Origin of the sequence: Thalassococcus halodurans (assembly GCF_900108225.1) — a bacterium.
In the GTDB taxonomy this organism is placed as follows: Bacteria; Pseudomonadota; Alphaproteobacteria; order Rhodobacterales; family Rhodobacteraceae; genus Thalassococcus; species Thalassococcus halodurans.
Map to the genome: position 1 here is coordinate 150,147 of NZ_FNUZ01000005.1, position 14,939 is coordinate 165,085.

General features: G+C 60.6%; 13 protein-coding genes. 10 read left to right on the forward strand and 3 right to left on the reverse strand.

Annotated elements, in window-relative coordinates:
- Positions 1 to 13: 13 nt before the first annotated feature.
- The 3 genes from C4S59_RS15285 to C4S59_RS15295 all read left to right on the forward strand — a co-directional run bounded on the left by C4S59_RS15285 (position 14) and on the right by C4S59_RS15295 (position 3,120).
- On the forward strand, positions 14 to 817 hold the full coding sequence (locus C4S59_RS15285) for a substrate-binding domain-containing protein (RefSeq protein WP_103911390.1): 804 nt from the start codon (positions 14 to 16) through the stop codon (positions 815 to 817).
- A 1-nt stretch (position 818) separates the two neighbouring features.
- Positions 819 to 1,706, forward strand: a complete 888-nt coding sequence (locus C4S59_RS15290) for a helix-turn-helix transcriptional regulator (protein ID WP_103911391.1) — start codon at positions 819 to 821, stop codon at positions 1,704 to 1,706.
- Between the two features lie 94 nt (positions 1,707 to 1,800).
- Positions 1,801 to 3,120, forward strand: a complete 1,320-nt coding sequence (locus C4S59_RS15295) for a mechanosensitive ion channel family protein (protein ID WP_103911392.1) — start codon at positions 1,801 to 1,803, stop codon at positions 3,118 to 3,120.
- Positions 3,121 to 3,350: 230 nt separating this feature from the next.
- Here C4S59_RS15295 and C4S59_RS15300 read toward each other — a convergent pair whose 3' ends face one another.
- The 3 genes from C4S59_RS15300 to C4S59_RS15310 form a co-directional block, all read right to left on the reverse strand.
- Entirely contained in the window at positions 3,351 to 3,974 is a 624-nt protein-coding gene (locus C4S59_RS15300; RefSeq protein ID WP_103911393.1) for an imm11 family protein, read from the reverse strand.
- Between the two features lie 306 nt (positions 3,975 to 4,280).
- Complete coding sequence (locus C4S59_RS15305) at positions 4,281 to 5,342, reverse strand: ABC transporter ATP-binding protein (protein ID WP_103911394.1); 1,062 nt, start codon at positions 5,340 to 5,342, stop codon at positions 4,281 to 4,283.
- A 21-nt stretch (positions 5,343 to 5,363) separates the two neighbouring features.
- The gene (locus C4S59_RS15310; protein WP_103911395.1) at positions 5,364 to 6,155 is read right to left on the reverse strand and encodes an IclR family transcriptional regulator; all 792 of its coding nucleotides are present in this window, start codon (positions 6,153 to 6,155) and stop codon (positions 5,364 to 5,366) included.
- A 140-nt stretch (positions 6,156 to 6,295) separates the two neighbouring features.
- Here C4S59_RS15310 and C4S59_RS15315 point away from each other — a divergent pair, with 140 nt between their 5' ends.
- The 7 genes from C4S59_RS15315 to C4S59_RS15345 all read left to right on the forward strand — a co-directional run bounded on the left by C4S59_RS15315 (position 6,296) and on the right by C4S59_RS15345 (position 14,939).
- Complete coding sequence (locus C4S59_RS15315) at positions 6,296 to 7,552, forward strand: ABC transporter substrate-binding protein (RefSeq protein ID WP_103911396.1); 1,257 nt, start codon at positions 6,296 to 6,298, stop codon at positions 7,550 to 7,552.
- 103 nt (positions 7,553 to 7,655) lie between these two features.
- Positions 7,656 to 8,576, forward strand: a complete 921-nt coding sequence (locus C4S59_RS15320) for a carbohydrate ABC transporter permease (RefSeq protein WP_103911397.1) — start codon at positions 7,656 to 7,658, stop codon at positions 8,574 to 8,576.
- 43 nt (positions 8,577 to 8,619) lie between these two features.
- On the forward strand, positions 8,620 to 9,468 hold the full coding sequence (locus tag C4S59_RS15325; RefSeq protein WP_103911398.1) for a carbohydrate ABC transporter permease: 849 nt from the start codon (positions 8,620 to 8,622) through the stop codon (positions 9,466 to 9,468).
- Positions 9,468 to 11,546, forward strand: a complete 2,079-nt coding sequence (locus C4S59_RS15330) for an alpha-galactosidase (RefSeq protein WP_103911399.1) — start codon at positions 9,468 to 9,470, stop codon at positions 11,544 to 11,546. The genes C4S59_RS15325 and C4S59_RS15330 overlap by 1 nt, the downstream gene beginning before the upstream one ends.
- Positions 11,543 to 13,258, forward strand: a complete 1,716-nt coding sequence (locus C4S59_RS15335; protein WP_103911400.1) for an IlvD/Edd family dehydratase — start codon at positions 11,543 to 11,545, stop codon at positions 13,256 to 13,258. Before C4S59_RS15330 ends, C4S59_RS15335 begins: the two co-directional genes overlap by 4 nt.
- A complete protein-coding gene (locus tag C4S59_RS15340; RefSeq protein ID WP_103911401.1) occupies positions 13,258 to 14,028 on the forward strand; it encodes an SDR family NAD(P)-dependent oxidoreductase in 771 nt (256 codons plus the stop codon). Before C4S59_RS15335 ends, C4S59_RS15340 begins: the two co-directional genes overlap by 1 nt.
- Positions 14,025 to 14,939: a 2-dehydro-3-deoxygalactonokinase gene (locus C4S59_RS15345; protein ID WP_103911402.1), complete on the forward strand. Its 915-nt coding sequence runs from the start codon at positions 14,025 to 14,027 to the stop codon at positions 14,937 to 14,939. The genes C4S59_RS15340 and C4S59_RS15345 overlap by 4 nt, the downstream gene beginning before the upstream one ends.

Sequence of the window (14,939 nt, forward strand, 5' to 3'; positions counted from 1 at the left end):
TGAACGGACCCCCATGAAACTGATCCCACTGATCCTTGCCGCTTTTGGCGCGACCGCCGCGCAGGCGGCTGACAGCATTATCGTGCAATCCACCACATCCACTGCGAACTCAGGCCTGTACGAGGCCATCCTGCCCACCTTCAAAGACACCAGCGGCATCACCGTGAACGTCGTTGCCGTGGGCACCGGTCAGGCGATCCGTAACGCGGAAAACTGCGACGGTGACGTGCTCTTGGTCCATGCCAAACCCAGCGAAGAGAAATTCGTCGCCAGCGGCGGCGGGCTGGAACGCACCGATCTGATGTACAATGATTTCGTTGTGGTGGGTCCCGCGAATGACCCCGCGCAGGTTGCCTCGGCCACAAACATCACTGACGCGCTGACCAAGATCGCCAACGCAGGCACGCTGTTCACCTCGCGCGGCGATGACAGCGGCACGCACAAAAAAGAGCGCGTGCTGTGGGCGGCGGCGAACCTGACACCGGCAGATGCATCCGGCACGTGGTATCGCGAAACCGGTTCCGGCATGGGCGCCACGCTGAACGCAGCTGTCGGCATGGGCGCCTACACCCTGACCGACCGCGCCACATGGATCAGCTTTCAGAACAAATCCGATTTCAAGATCTTGCTGGAAGGCGACGAAACCCTGTTCAACCAATACGGCGTGATCCTTGTGAACCCCGACAAATGCCCCAACGTCGATGCAACATCCGGTCAGGCTTTCATCGACTGGCTGCTGAGTGACGCGGGACAATCGGCCATTGCAGGGTATAAGCTGGACGGACAACAGTTGTTCTTCCCCAACGCCCCGAAGTGACATGACCGAAAACGCGCCCGAATACCTGACAGTCAAAGAACTGGCCGAGCTGCTGCGCCTGAAGGAACGCAAGGTCTATGACCTTGCCGCCTCGGGCGCGGTGCCTTGCGTCAAGGTAACGGGCAAACTGCTGTTTCCGGAAAAGGACATCCGCGCATGGATGGCAGCCGGTCAAAGCGACGGCGGCAGCGACGCCATCGGTGCGGCCCGCCCCAACGTCTTTCTGGGCAGCCACGATCCGCTGCTCGACTGGGCGATCCGCCAGTCCCGCTGCGGCATGGCCAGCCTGTTTGATTCCAGCCTTGATGGCCTGACCCGCTTTGCCGCCCGCGAAGGGGCCGCCGCGGGCCTGCACCTCTTGGATGCGGAAACCGAACAGTGGAACGTGCCCCACGTCCAGAAACACTGCGCCAATCAGAACGTCGTGCTGCTTGGCTTTGCGACCCGCATGCGCGGCATCGTGATCCGCCCCGAAGATCAAAGCCGGATCCAAAGCCTGACCGACCTGTCCCAGCGCCGCTTTGCGCCCCGTCAGCCGGAATCCGGCACCGCCAGCATTTTCGCCCGCCTTTGCCGCGACACAGGCATCGACCCCGCCGGTCTGACCCAGACCCCCGCCCAGCGCAGCGAAACTGATGCAGTCAGCATGGTGCAACACGGCGCGGCGGACGCGACCTTTGGCCTTGCCAGTCTGGCCAAGGCACACGGTCTGGCCTTTATCCCGCTGATCGAGGAACGCTTTGACATCCTTGTCGACCGTCGCGCATGGTTCGACGACCCGCTGCAAAAACTGGCCGAGTTCATGCGCACCGACGAATTCGCCGACTACGCCCACCGTTTGGGCGGATATGACATCAGCGCCGCCGGAAAAACGCGCTGGAACGCCTGACACAGGCTCTGCGACCTTAGGTTCGCAACGTTGCCCCTTGCCTGACGCACCCCATAGCGGCAATACATTCGCCACCACTAGGGGATAGGGGCACATGGCAAGCAATCTGATGGAAACCGCGCAGGGCTACCTGCAGCAGGGCGTTGATATCGCGCAAAACTGGCTGCTGACGCCTGCCGCCTGGTCGCAATTCGCAATCCTCATCCTTGCCTATGGTGCAGCCGTTCTGGCCAACCGCATCATCACCCCCAAGATCAAAGCCGTTCTGGAACCGGCCGAGGACGCGACCTCGATCATCGCCAAAGCGCGCCGCTTTGTCCTAATCTTCCTGCCGCTGCTCCTGCCGCTCTTGGCCTACGGGCTGACCGCGATCGGCGAACAGGTCACACGGTCGCTGTTCGGATCGGGCGCAGTGATTGCCTTTGGCAAACGCGTCTTCCTGTTCCTGGCTGCCCGCGCGCTGGCCAACAAGATCATTCAGGAACCCTTCCTGCGCACGCTCGCCAAATACATCCTTGTGCCTCTGGCGGGCCTCTATGCCTTGGGCATCCTTGACGACGTTTCCGCCTTCCTGAACGAAACGCAGGTCAATCTGGGCAACATCCAGTTCTCGGTCATGTCCATCGTGCGCGGCCTGATCGCCGGTAGCCTGCTGTTCTGGGCAGGCACTTGGTCGAACAGCCACACGGCGACCTATATCGACAAACAACCCATGCGCCCCGCGATCCGGCAACTGTCGGCCAAAGCCGCCGAGGCGATGATCTTCGGCGTGGCCTTCCTGTTGTTGATGAACATCATGGGCATTTCCCTGTCGTCACTGGCCATTATCGGTGGTGCGGTCGGCGTCGGCCTTGGTTTCGGCCTGCAAAAGATCGCCTCGAACTTCATCTCGGGCGTGATCCTTCTGCTCGAGGGTCAGGCCACCGTGGGTGACTACGTGGAACTGGACGGCGGCGAGGCCGGCAAAATCATCAAAATGACCGCCCGCGCGACGATCCTTGAAACCTTTGACGGCCGCTGGATCGTGGTCCCGAACGAAGACTTCATCACCACCCGCGTCGTGAACTATTCCGACAGCGGATCGGCCAACCGGCTCGAGGTCGAATTCTCGGTCAGCTACGACACCGACATCAACAAAATCCCCGACCTGATCTCAAAAGCCGTCGCCGCCCACCCCGGCGTTCTGAGCGAACCGGAAGAGCCGGACGTCGAACTGCGCGGCTTCGGCGAAAGCGGGATCGACTTCGGGGTCGAGTTCTGGGTCGAAGGCCTTGACGACGGCAAGAACAAATACTCCAGCGACGTGCTGTTCCTGATCTGGAACGCGCTGAAGGCGGAAGGCATCGAAATCCCCTACCCGCGCCGTGTCATCGAAATGCGCAGCGGGGATGATGGGAAATTGTCAGAAGCGTAATCGCGACGACTTGCCAATGCTCGCCGCCTGCGAGGCAACTATGCGGGACTTTGCTGCCGTTCGGTGACGTCGATAGAACGTCTGCCTTTTTGGCTTCAAGCGTTTTGCTAGCCATCCGCTCCTCTCCCAGCCAGGGAAAATCTAGCGGAAAACTCTAGCCATGAACGAGGACGTTTTCAGGTATGACAGCAGTTGGCCGGAAACGTTCCAGCCATTGCACTGCACTTCTATCAATGTGTTCGTTTGAAAAGGCTTTCCTGTGCCTGAAATCCGGTAATTCCGGCATCCTTCATGGCCTGGTAAAGGTCGTCCGATGCGACGACCCTGTTCCTCAGTCTCTTGTCGATCCAGATATGCCGGTCGCCGACGGCAGACCGGTGCCACATCAATCGCGGCGGGTACTTGGTGACGTCGAGCCGCGGCGGCAGGGGGATACTCCTGCCATCAGGGGCCTGGACATGGGTAATGCTCGATGGCGTGACGTCGGACTCCTCGACAACGATGCCGTCGTCGACATAAACACCGTCCCCGAATGTCACGAGAAATACGGACTCGCCGTAAACGCTTCCGTCCGGCATGGTCACGATCGCGTCCGTGAACTGGACCTCATTGGCGAGAAATTTCTCAAGCAGGTCCCTCGCCTTCAGACCCGCGAAAATCTGCCTGTTGAGAAGCGCCGTATACTCCGGCAGCCGCTCCGGCGCCGATGTCAGCAATACGTGGACCGGCGCTTCCACACCCTCGGGCAATCTGTGGAAATCCACAAAGGCGCGGGACAGATCGTGTTCCGGGTGCCAACGTCCTGCGATTTCAAACTGATCTCTGCCGGTTTCGGCATCAAGAACCCAAGGCATCAACCATTTGACCCGTTCCGCGAGCGCATCTTTTTAAGCGTCTCTTTGTCCATGAGCGACCCCACGATGGGATGGAGGTGCAAATCGCCTTCACAGAACCGACGCGACGTTACGATGCAAAATGCTGCTATTCGCCAACGTCCCAAGCATGCCGATTCCATGTCTTTGCGTCAAACCCGACATTCGGGCGCACTGCAGCATCCTGCACAATGGGCTCCAAGCTGACAATAGCTGCATCGCATCACAAATCATGGCGGACGCGACACGCCCGCCATTATCCATTCTGTAAAAGCCGAATCCAGCCGCTTACCGCAGCCGCGCTTCCGTCGTTGCATCAAAGAACATCGCCTGCGTGCCGTCGCAGGTGATGGTCACGCTGGAGCCTTCCGCGATGTCTTCGTCGCCGCGTGTTTCTACGACCAGCTTTTCACCGTCCGGCGTGATCAGATAGTCGTAGGCCACGCCGCCCAGACGTTCGCGGATGTCCAGACGGGCGTGGTCTCCGCCAGCCTGCACGAACAGATGCTGCGGGCGTAGACCGACCAGCACCTCGGACCCGTCGGCTGGCAAAGACGCAGGCCCCGCCAAAGACGCCCCGCCCAGCGCAGGCACCTGTACCTGACCGCCAGACACCACACCCTTGAGGAAGTTCATGCTGGGCGATCCGATAAAGCCCGCGACGAATTTGTTGTCGGGGTCTTTGTACAAATCCATCGGGCTGCCGACCTGTTCGATCTTGCCCGCGCGCAGCACGACGATCTTATCGGCCAGCGTCATCGCCTCGACCTGATCGTGCGTTACGTAAATCATCGTCGCGCCGATTTCCTTATGCAGGCGCGCGATCTCGACCCGCATGTCGACACGTAGCTCCGCATCAAGGTTCGACAGCGGTTCGTCGAACAAAAACACTTCGGGGCCACGCACAATCGCACGGCCAATCGCCACGCGCTGACGTTGACCACCGGAAAGCGCCTTGGGCTTGCGTTTCAGGTAGTCTTCCAGCTTCAGGATGCGGGCGGCTTCATCGACCTTGGCCTTGATTTCATCCTTGGGATGGCCGTTCATCTTCAGGCCGAAGCCCATGTTCTGTTCGACCGACATGTGTGGATAAAGCGCGTAGGTCTGGAACACCATCGCCACGCCACGATCCGCGGCCTCGACCCGTGTGACATCGCGATCACCGATGTTGATCTGGCCGTCGGTGGTTTCCTCAAGCCCCGCGATCATGCGCAAAAGCGTGGACTTGCCGCAGCCCGACGGGCCGACAAACACACAGAATTCGCCGTCCTTGATGTCCAGATCCACACCGTGGATCACCTGAACGTCACCGTATTTCTTAATAGCCTGTGTCAGCGTCACACCCGACATGGCGATCCTCCCCCGAAAAACCTAGGTCGGGAACTGCCAGCTTTCGGCAGCCCCGGCGATATCCTGCGCCGTGCGCAAAAGCGCGGCGCGATGTTGCTCTAACCCGTCAAAGCTCTGGCGGGATGTGGATGTGGTGATCGACAGCGCGCCGATAACGCGGCCCGTCGATGACAGAATCGGCGCGGCGATACAGATGATGCCGGGCTCGTGTTCTTCACGGTCATACGACACACCTTCGGCCTTGATCCGGTCCAGCTCGGCGGCCAGCGCATCGGGTGTGGTCAGAGTGTTGGGCGTATGGGCGAAATAGGCCTGACGGTTGATGGCATCCTGCCGGTCGTCGGCATCAAGGAATGCCATCATCGCCTTGCCTACGCCCGTGCAATAGCCCGGGCCAACCTTGCCCGCCTGCGAAAACATCTCGATCGGTTCGGCGGCGTTCATCTTGTCGACGTAAAGAACCTGCCCGCGATCCAGCTGGGCAAGGTGGATGGTTTCCCCGACTTTCTGAGCCAAAGCAGTCAGATAGGGGCGTGCTACAGGGGCCAACGAACTTTGCCGCCACGCGCTGTGGGCCAACCGAACCAGCCGCAGACCGGGCGCATATGTCTGGCGATCTTCGTCATAGGCCAGCATGCCCTGATTGGTCAGGGTTTGCAGCAACCGGTAGAGCGTCGCCTTGGGATGCGATGTTTCGGCCAGTAGTTCGGAAAAGCGCACAGGACGGCCCTTGTCAGCGACCTGATCCAACACCTCCAAAGCTTTGCCAACGGTCCCGTCGGCACCACCCTGCTGTCGCACCTGTGAATTCATATGCGTGTTCCTCCCGACATTCGAAACATGAATGCCACCTGTTGACTTTCTTAGCGAGTCGCGATCATAGTTTCAATAGCTGGAAACGAGTTTCATTATTTGGAACCTGTTGACGCTCAGCATCAATCAGGGAGGACGCAATGCTGACCAGACTAATGACAACCGCAGCCGCGGTGGCTTTGACCGCAGGCGCGGCACTCGCTCAGGACTCGAACCTGACAGGCACGCTCAAGATTTTCTCGGACATGTCGAACCCCGCGCCCCGCGCGGTGATGGAGGATATGGCCGCACGCTTTGACGCCATGCATCCCAATCTGACCGTTGAACTGACGGTCATCGACCGCGAAGCGTACAAAACGCAAATCCGCAACTTCCTGTCCGCGAACCCGCCGGATGTGGCCAACTGGTACGCGGCAAACCGCATGCGCCCCTATATCTCGGCTAATCTGTTCGAAGACATTTCCGATCTGTGGGCCGAACCCGAAATCGCTGAAAACCTTGCCTCCACCAAAGGCGCGATGACCATCGACGGCAAACAGTGGGGCGTGCCCTATACCTACTACCAGTGGGGCGTTTACTACCGCGAAGACATCTACAAAGAACTGGGTCTGAGCGAGCCTACAAACTGGGACGAATTCAAAGCCAACTGTCAGGCAATCCTCGATTCCGGCAAGAAGTGCTTTACCATCGGCACCAAGTTCCTGTGGACCGCCGGCGGCTGGTTCGACTACCTGAACATGCGCACCAACGGCTATGACTTCCACATGGCGCTGACCAACGGCGAAGTGGCTTGGACAGACGACCGCGTCCGCCAGACATTCGCCAACTGGCGCGAACTGATCGACATGGGTGCCTTCATCGACAACCACCAGTCCTACAGCTGGCAAGAGGCGCTGCCCTTCATGGTCAACGGCGAAGCAGCGGCCTACCTGATGGGTAACTTTGCCGTGGCACCGCTGCGCGAAGCGGGCCTGAGCACCGACCAGCTGGACTTCTACCAGTTCCCCGCCATCAACCCCGATGTCGCACTGGCCGAAGACGCGCCGACAGACACGTTCCACATTCCGGCAGGTGCCCAGAACAAAGAAGCCGCACGTGAATTCCTGCGCTTCGTTGTTTCCGCAGACAACCAGACCAAGATCAACGCGGGCGACGCGCTGGGTCAGTTGCCTGTGAACGCGCAGTCTTCGGTTGATGACGACGAAATGCTGAACCAGGGCTTTGCGATGCTGTCGTCCAACAGCCCCGGCGGTATCGCTCAGTTCTTTGACCGCGACGCACCGGCGGAAATGGCATCTGTTGCCATGGAAGGCTTCCAGGAATTCATGGTCTTCCCTGACAATCTGGATGACATCCTTGGCCGCCTCGAACAGGCGCGTGGCCGGATTTACAAATAATCCTCCCCGGGCGGATGGCTTGATCGCCACCGCCCTTTGAAACACAGTTGCGCAAGGCCACTGCGGCCTTGTGCCATCCGAACGACTGCGGAGGATCCCCGCCATGGCCACCGCCACGCATCCTGACACATCGCAACCCACAGGCTTTATCCGCCGCAACCGTCAGAAACTGGCCCCTTGGTTGTTTCTGGCTCCGGGTTTGCTGTTCTTTCTGTTCTACGTCATCGCCCCGATTTTCCAGAGCTTCCAGATTTCGTTCTACCAATGGGACGGGCTGGGCGCGAAAGAATGGGTCGGCATGCAGAACTATCAGGAACTGGTCACAGACCGCGCCTTCGAGGTGTCGCTGTGGAACAACCTGAAATGGCTGCTGATGTACCTGCTGGCGATCCCCGCAGGTCTGGGAATTGCGTTGTTCCTGAACCAGACGGTGACGGGCATCCGCCTTTATAAATCGCTGTTCTTCTTTCCATTCGTGATCTCCCAAGTCGTCGTGGGCCTTGTTTTCACATGGTTCTACGATCCCACTTTCGGTCTGCTTAACACCATTCTGGAATCTGTGGGCCTTAGCCCGATCAATGTTCTGGGCGACCCGAAACTGGCCACCTACGGCATCATCGCCGCAGGTCTCTGGCCGCAGATCGCCTATTGCATGATCCTGTACCTGACCGGCCTGAACGCCGTGGACCCCGAACAGATCGAGGCCGCACGTCTGGACGGCGCGAAAGGCCTGCGCATGCTGTGGCACGTGGTTCTGCCGCAACTGGCGCCCGCCACCTTCATCGCCTTCGTCGTCACCATCATCGGCGCGCTGCGTTCGTTCGATCTCATCTCGATCATGACCAACGGCGGCCCCTTCGGATCGACCCGCGTGCTGTCGTTCTACATGTTCGAAAAAGCGCTGTCGGAATACGGCTTCCGCATGGGCTATGGCGCGGCGATTTCGGTCGTTCTGTTCCTGATCATGCTGTTCTTCATCGCCTACTTCCTCTGGTCGATGTGGCGTCAGGAAAAGGGGCGCTGATCATGACACACACCACCATCACACCACGCGCGGGGGCCTGACGATGTTTCCCAAACCCATCGAAAAATCATCCCGTGCCGCCCAGCTCAGCTATCAGGGCCTGCTGCCCATCGCGCTTCTGATGTGGCTGGCCCCGCTGATTGCCGTGGCGCTGTTTTCAATCAAGCCTGACACGGATTTCACAACCGGCAACTACTGGGGCCTGCCCTCGGCCTTTGGCGGGTTTGAAAACTACGGCAAGGTGTTCTTCCAATCAGACATGCCGCGCTATCTGATGAATTCCTTCTTGATCACCGTGCCCACCGTGATCGGGGCCGTGGCACTGTCCTGTATGACCGGATTTGCGCTGGGGATTTACAAGTTCAAATCGAACCTGTGGATCTTCTTTATGTTCGTGGCGGGCAACTTTGTGCCCTTCCAGATCCTGATGGTGCCGGTGCGCGACCTGACCCTGGACATGGGGCTGTACAACACCAAAACCGGTCTGGTCCTGTTCCACATCGCCTTCCAGACAGGGTTCTGCACGCTGTTCATGCGCAACTTCATCCGTGCGCTGCCCTATGAGTTGATCGAGGCTGCCCGCGTCGAAGGCGTTGCTGAATGGCGGATTTTCTGGTTCGTCGTCCTGCCCCTGATGAAGCCCGCAATTGCCGCCCTGTCGGTGCTGATCTTTACCTTCATCTGGAACGATTATTTCTGGGCCGTCGTCCTGACCCAAGGCGCGGAAAGCCAGCCCGTGACTGCAGGCATCACCAGCTTTAACGCCCAATACCGCGCGGCCTATCACCTGATGAGCGCGGGCAGCATCGTCGCCGCCCTGCCGCCCGTGGCGATGTTCTTCCTGATGCAACGCCACTTTATCGCGGGCCTTACACTGGGTGCTGTGAAGTAATGCGGAACTGGCACCTGACTGACGGGCATCAAAGCCTGATCCTTTCGTCACACGGCGATGCCCTGCCGCATGTCGTCTATTGGGGCGCGGCACTAAACGATGATCTGGCCGAACTGACGGCGGCGTCCGAAATGGACGTGACCGGCGGCATGCTGGATGCAAACCCGCCGATCTCGCTGTGTCCCGAGGCATCACAGACCTTCCCTGGCCAACCCGGCCTCATGGTGCAGGACGCAACCGGCGCACCGATGTTGCCGCGTTTCCGCTATGCCAGCGATCAGGCCAGCGAAACGGCGATCAGCCTGACCTACATCGACGCGGATTTGGGCCTGACCCTCACCTTCGATCTGGGGATAGACACCGCCACGCGCATGATCACCGCGCAAACGACGCTGACATCAGACGCGCCTGTGCGCATCCACTGGCTGGCCGCGCCCACCCTGCCCGCGCCGCAACTGGCCGATCATATGATCGACTTTTCCGGCCGCTGGATTGGCGAGTTCCAGACCACAAACATCCCGTGGGCCGCAGGCATCCACATGCGCGAAAGCCGCACGGGCCGCACGGGGCACGAACATTTCCCCGCCGTGATCCTGCCCGAACGCGGCACCACCAACACGCGCGGCGATGCATGGGCCATCCACTACGGCTGGTCCGGCGGGCACCGCATGGTGGCCGAGGAGCTGCCGGACGGGCGCCGCCAAATCCAGTTTGGTCACGCCACGGGCACCGATCTGGCCCCCGTGACCAAAGCGCAAACCGCCAAGCTTTATGCCACCTTCAGCACCACAGGCCTGAACGGCATCGCCACCACCTTCCAGCGCCAGGTGCGTGACCGGATCGTGACGTGGCCCAAACCCGATACCCCGCGGCCTGTGCACTACAACTGTTGGGAGGCGATCTATTTCGACCATTCCCTACCCGAACTGACCGCCATCGCCGACCGCGCAGCGGCGCTGGGGGCCGAACGGTTCGTGCTGGACGACGGCTGGTTCGGGAAACGCGACGATGACACCTCATCCCTTGGTGACTGGGACATCGATCCGCGCAAATACCCAGACGGGCTCGGGCCGCTGATCGATCATGTCCTCGGGCTGGGCATGACATTCGGCATCTGGTTCGAACCGGAAATGGTGAACCCCGACAGCGATCTCTATCGCGCGCACCCCGACTGGGCGCTTGGCCCCGCCGATCAGGTGTTGGGCCGTCAGCAGATGGTGCTGGACATGGCGAACCCCGCCGTGGGCGCGTATCTTTACGACAAGATCGCCGCCGTCCTGTCGGCCTATGATATCGACTATATCAAATGGGATCATAACCGCGTTCTGCCCTTCCCCGATGCGGCCCAGACACGCGGCTACTATGCGCTGGTAGACCGCCTGCGCGCCGATTTCCCGCTTGTCGAGATTGAAAGCTGCTCGTCTGGCGGCGGACGCATTGATCTGGGCGTACTGGAACGCTCCCAGCGTGTCTGGCTGTCGGACTCCAACGACGCCATAGAACGCATGCGCATCCAGCACGAGGCAGCGCTGTTCCTGCCGCTGGACGTCACAGGCAGCCACGTCGGCCCGCGCCACTGCCACACATCCGGTAGAACGCTGGATATCCGCCTCCGCGCATGGATCGCCGCACAGCGCCACATGGGGTTCGAAATGGACCCCCGCGAACTGACCGAAGACGAAGCGCAGGTTCTGCGCAACGTCACGCAGTGGTGGAAAGACAACCGCCATTGGCGCAGCACCGCCGCGATCCTGCGGCTGGACAGCGCCGATCCCTCTGTCATCGCGGAACAGCAACTGGCCAGTGACGGCAGCCGCTTTGTCGTCTTTGCAGGCAAGCACGCCACATCGCCGCAAATCCTGCCGCGCCCCTTGCAACTGACGGGGCTGGACGCCAAAGCACGCTACAGCATCCGGCTGCTCAACCGCGACGACGCGCTGCCCAATCTGTCACGCGGATCGCAGGCGATCAAAAGCCGCGATATGGTGCTGTCGGGACAATATCTGATGCAACACGGTCTGACCCTGCCTTGGGCCTTCCCCGAGACGATGTGGGTGATCGAAGGAACACGAACATGACCAAGAAAAGACGCAGCGAAAACTGGTACGGCAAACTGGACAAAGACGGCTTCATCCATCGCTCATGGATGAAAAATCAGGGCTTTCCCGATCACGCCTTTGACGGCCGCCCCGTCATCGGCATCTGCAACACATGGTCCGAACTGACGCCCTGCAACTCGGGCCTGCGCGATCTGGCCGAAGGCGTGAAGCGCGGCGTGTGGGAGGCAGGCGGTTTCCCTGTCGAGTTTCCGGTCATGAGCCTTGGCGAAACCCAGATGAAGCCCACTGCCATGCTGTTCCGCAACCTTCTGGCCATGGATGTCGAGGAATCGATCCGCGCCTATGGCATTGACGGCGTTGTGCTTTTGGGCGGCTGTGACAAAACCACCCCCGGCCAGTTGATGGGTGCAGCGTCCGTTGATCTGCCCTCCATCGTCGTGTCGTCAGGCCCGATGCTGAACGGCAAATGGCAGGGTAAGGATATCGGGTCGGGCACAGACGTCTGGAAGTTTTCCGAAGCCGTCCGCGCGGGCGAAATGACCTTGCAGGACTTCATGAACGCCGAAGCCGGCATGAGCCGTTCCAAAGGTGTCTGCATGACCATGGGCACCGCATCCACCATGTCGTCACTTGTCGAGGCGATGGGTCTGTCGCTGCCCACAAACGCCGCCCTGCCCGCCGTTGACAGCCGCCGCATGGCGCTGGCGCATCTGACCGGCAAGCGGATCGTGGAAATGGTGGACGAAGATATCAAACCGTCCGACGTTCTGACCAAACAGGCCTTCATCAACGCCATCCGCGCCAACGCCGCCGTGGGCGGGTCGACCAATGCGGTTGTGCACCTTCTGGCCATCGCAGGCCGTGTGGGCGTGGACCTGACGCTGGCCGATTTCGAACTGGGGTCGGACGTGCCGCTGCTGGTCAACTGCATGCCGTCGGGCAAATACCTGATGGAAGATTTCTGCTACGCGGGCGGCATGCCTGTCGTGCTGCGCGAACTGGCGGATCAGGGCCTATTGGAAGGCGCGCAAACCGTGCTGGGCCGCGATATCAGCGCCTATGCCGGCGGGGCCGAATGCTTTAACCGCGACGTGATCCACAGCTGGGACGCGCCCGTAAAACCCGCAGCAGGACTGCGCGTTCTACGTGGCAACCTTGCCCCCAACGGCGCGATCGTTAAGCCCTCGGCAGCGACCGACGCCCTGTTGGAACACGAAGGCGAGGCCTACGTTTTCGAAAACATCGAAGAGCTGAAAGCCACCATCGACAACGATGATCTGCCGGTGACCAAAGACACCATCCTTGTCCTGAAAGGCTGCGGGCCCAAGGGCTATCCCGGCATGGCCGAGGTCGGCAATATGCCGATCCCGCGCAAGCTGGTCCGCGAAGGGGTGCGCGACATGATCCGCGTCTCGGATGCCCGCATGTCCGGCACGGCGTTCGGCACCGTCATCCTGCACGTCTCGCCCGAGGCACAGGCCGGCGGCACGCTCGCGCTGGTGAAAACCGGCGACCGGATCAAGGTCAGCGCATCGCAGGGCATTCTGGAACTGCTGGTGGACGAAACCGAACTGGCCGAACGCCGCGCCGCGTGGACACCGGACGAACCGCATTACACCCGCGGTTACGCGAAACTTTACATCGACCACGTTCTGCAAGCCGACCAAGGCGCGGATCTGGATTTCTTGGTGGGCAAAGACACCCGCCTTGTCACAAGGGAAAGCCACTGATGGACCTGAATGCCACCTATCACGATCTGAACGGCAAGTCGGTCTTCATCACCGGCGGCGGCTCTGGCATCGGCGCGTCCTTGACCGAAGGCTTCCTGCGCCAAGGTGCCAAGGTCGCCTTTGTGGGCCGCTCGGATGCCTCCGAGTTTGTGGACGAGATGGAGCAGAAAACCGGCAACCGCCCGTTTTTCATCCAATGCGACATCACCGACATTCCCGCCCTACAAGACGCGATTGCCAAATCCGCCGATCAGAATGGCCCGATCACCGTGCTGGTCAACAACGCCGCCAACGACAAACGCCACGCAACCGAAGACGTGACCGAGGACTTCTGGGATTGGTCCATGGCCATCAACCTCAAGGCTTACTTCTTTGCCTGTCAGGCCGTTGTCGGTGGTATGCGTGATGCAGGCGGTGGATCGATCATCAACTTTTCCTCTATCAGTTACATGATGGGGAACGCTGGATATCCTGCGTATACAACCGCAAATTCCGGCATCAACGGCATGACCCGCAGCCTTGCGCGTGAATTCGGCCCCGACCGTATCCGCGTGAACGCATTGGCGCCGGGTTGGGTGCTGACCCAGAAACAACTGGATATGTGGGCTGATCCCGCATCCCTTGCCGCGCATCTGGACCGCCAGTGCCTTAAGGATCACCTCGTGCCCGAAGACATCGTAGGCACCACCCTTTTCATGGCCTCGAACGCCAGCCGGATGATGACCGGTCAGGCGATGGTCGTGGACGGTGGTGTTGTAGTGACAGGATGACCAAGACTATGAAACCCGACTGGATTGCCGTCGATTGGGGCACAACCCACCTGCGTATCTGGCTGATGACAGCCGACGGGCAGGCGTTGCAGCGGATCGACAGCAACAAAGGCATGGCCGGACTGCGCCCCGACCATTTCGAACCCGTTCTGATCGACGCGCTGCGCGATCATCTGGAACCGGGCGTCACCCTGCCCGTGGTGATCTGCGGCATGGCCGGATCGCGTCAGGGTTGGGCCGAGGCGCGCTATGTCAGCGTGCCCTGCAAGCCCCCCGGCATCGATCAGGCCACCCATGTGCCCACCCGCGACGCGCGGATCGATGTGCACATTCTGCCCGGCATCAAACAGGACAAACCCGCCGACGTGATGCGCGGCGAGGAAACCCAGATCGCGGGCGTCATGCAGATCGATCCAGACTTTGACGGCATCGTCTGCCTGCCCGGAACCCATTGTAAATGGGCACATATCAGCGCCGGAGAGGTCGTGAGCTTCCGCACCTTCCTGACCGGTGAAATGTTCGGCCTTCTGTCCGAACAGTCCGTGCTGCGCCATTCCGTGGCCGATGATGGCTGGGACGGTGATGCCTTTACCGACGCGTTGGATCAGGCCATGTCCCGCCCCGCCGCCGTCGCGGCCGAGCTGTTCTCGCTACGGGCCGAGGCGCTTTTGACCGACCTTGATCCAGTGACCGCACGGTCGCGGCTGTCGGGCCTTCTGATCGGCCTCGAACTGGCCGCGGCCAAACCCTACTGGCTGGGTCAGGACGTGCGCATCGCGGGTGCCGCAAAGATCGCCACCGCCTATGCCGATGCCCTGTCGGCGCAGGCCGTTCCCGTGACCATTCTGGATGCCGAAACGGTCACGCTTGCCGGACTGACCGCCGCCTACAAAACCCTTCAGGACGCCTGA

Excerpts from the sequence above, each read along its gene's own strand:
- C4S59_RS15310 (WP_103911395.1), bottom strand. The coding sequence starts at position 6,155 with ATGAATTCACAGGTGCGACAGCAGGGTGGTGCCGACGGGACCGTTGGC.
- C4S59_RS15290 (WP_103911391.1), top strand. The coding sequence starts at position 819 with ATGACCGAAAACGCGCCCGAATACCTGACAGTCAAAGAACTGGCCGAG.
- C4S59_RS15330 (WP_103911399.1), top strand. The coding sequence starts at position 9,468 with ATGCGGAACTGGCACCTGACTGACGGGCATCAAAGCCTGATCCTTTCG.
- C4S59_RS15315 (WP_103911396.1), top strand. The coding sequence starts at position 6,296 with ATGCTGACCAGACTAATGACAACCGCAGCCGCGGTGGCTTTGACCGCA.
- C4S59_RS15320 (WP_103911397.1), top strand. The coding sequence starts at position 7,656 with ATGGCCACCGCCACGCATCCTGACACATCGCAACCCACAGGCTTTATC.
- C4S59_RS15300 (WP_103911393.1), bottom strand. The coding sequence starts at position 3,974 with ATGCCTTGGGTTCTTGATGCCGAAACCGGCAGAGATCAGTTTGAAATC.
- C4S59_RS15325 (WP_103911398.1), top strand. The coding sequence starts at position 8,620 with ATGTTTCCCAAACCCATCGAAAAATCATCCCGTGCCGCCCAGCTCAGC.
- C4S59_RS15305 (WP_103911394.1), bottom strand. The coding sequence starts at position 5,342 with ATGTCGGGTGTGACGCTGACACAGGCTATTAAGAAATACGGTGACGTT.
- C4S59_RS15285 (WP_103911390.1), top strand. The coding sequence starts at position 14 with ATGAAACTGATCCCACTGATCCTTGCCGCTTTTGGCGCGACCGCCGCG.
- C4S59_RS15345 (WP_103911402.1), top strand. The coding sequence starts at position 14,025 with ATGACCAAGACTATGAAACCCGACTGGATTGCCGTCGATTGGGGCACA.
- C4S59_RS15295 (WP_103911392.1), top strand. The coding sequence starts at position 1,801 with ATGGCAAGCAATCTGATGGAAACCGCGCAGGGCTACCTGCAGCAGGGC.
- C4S59_RS15335 (WP_103911400.1), top strand. The coding sequence starts at position 11,543 with ATGACCAAGAAAAGACGCAGCGAAAACTGGTACGGCAAACTGGACAAA.
- C4S59_RS15340 (WP_103911401.1), top strand. The coding sequence starts at position 13,258 with ATGGACCTGAATGCCACCTATCACGATCTGAACGGCAAGTCGGTCTTC.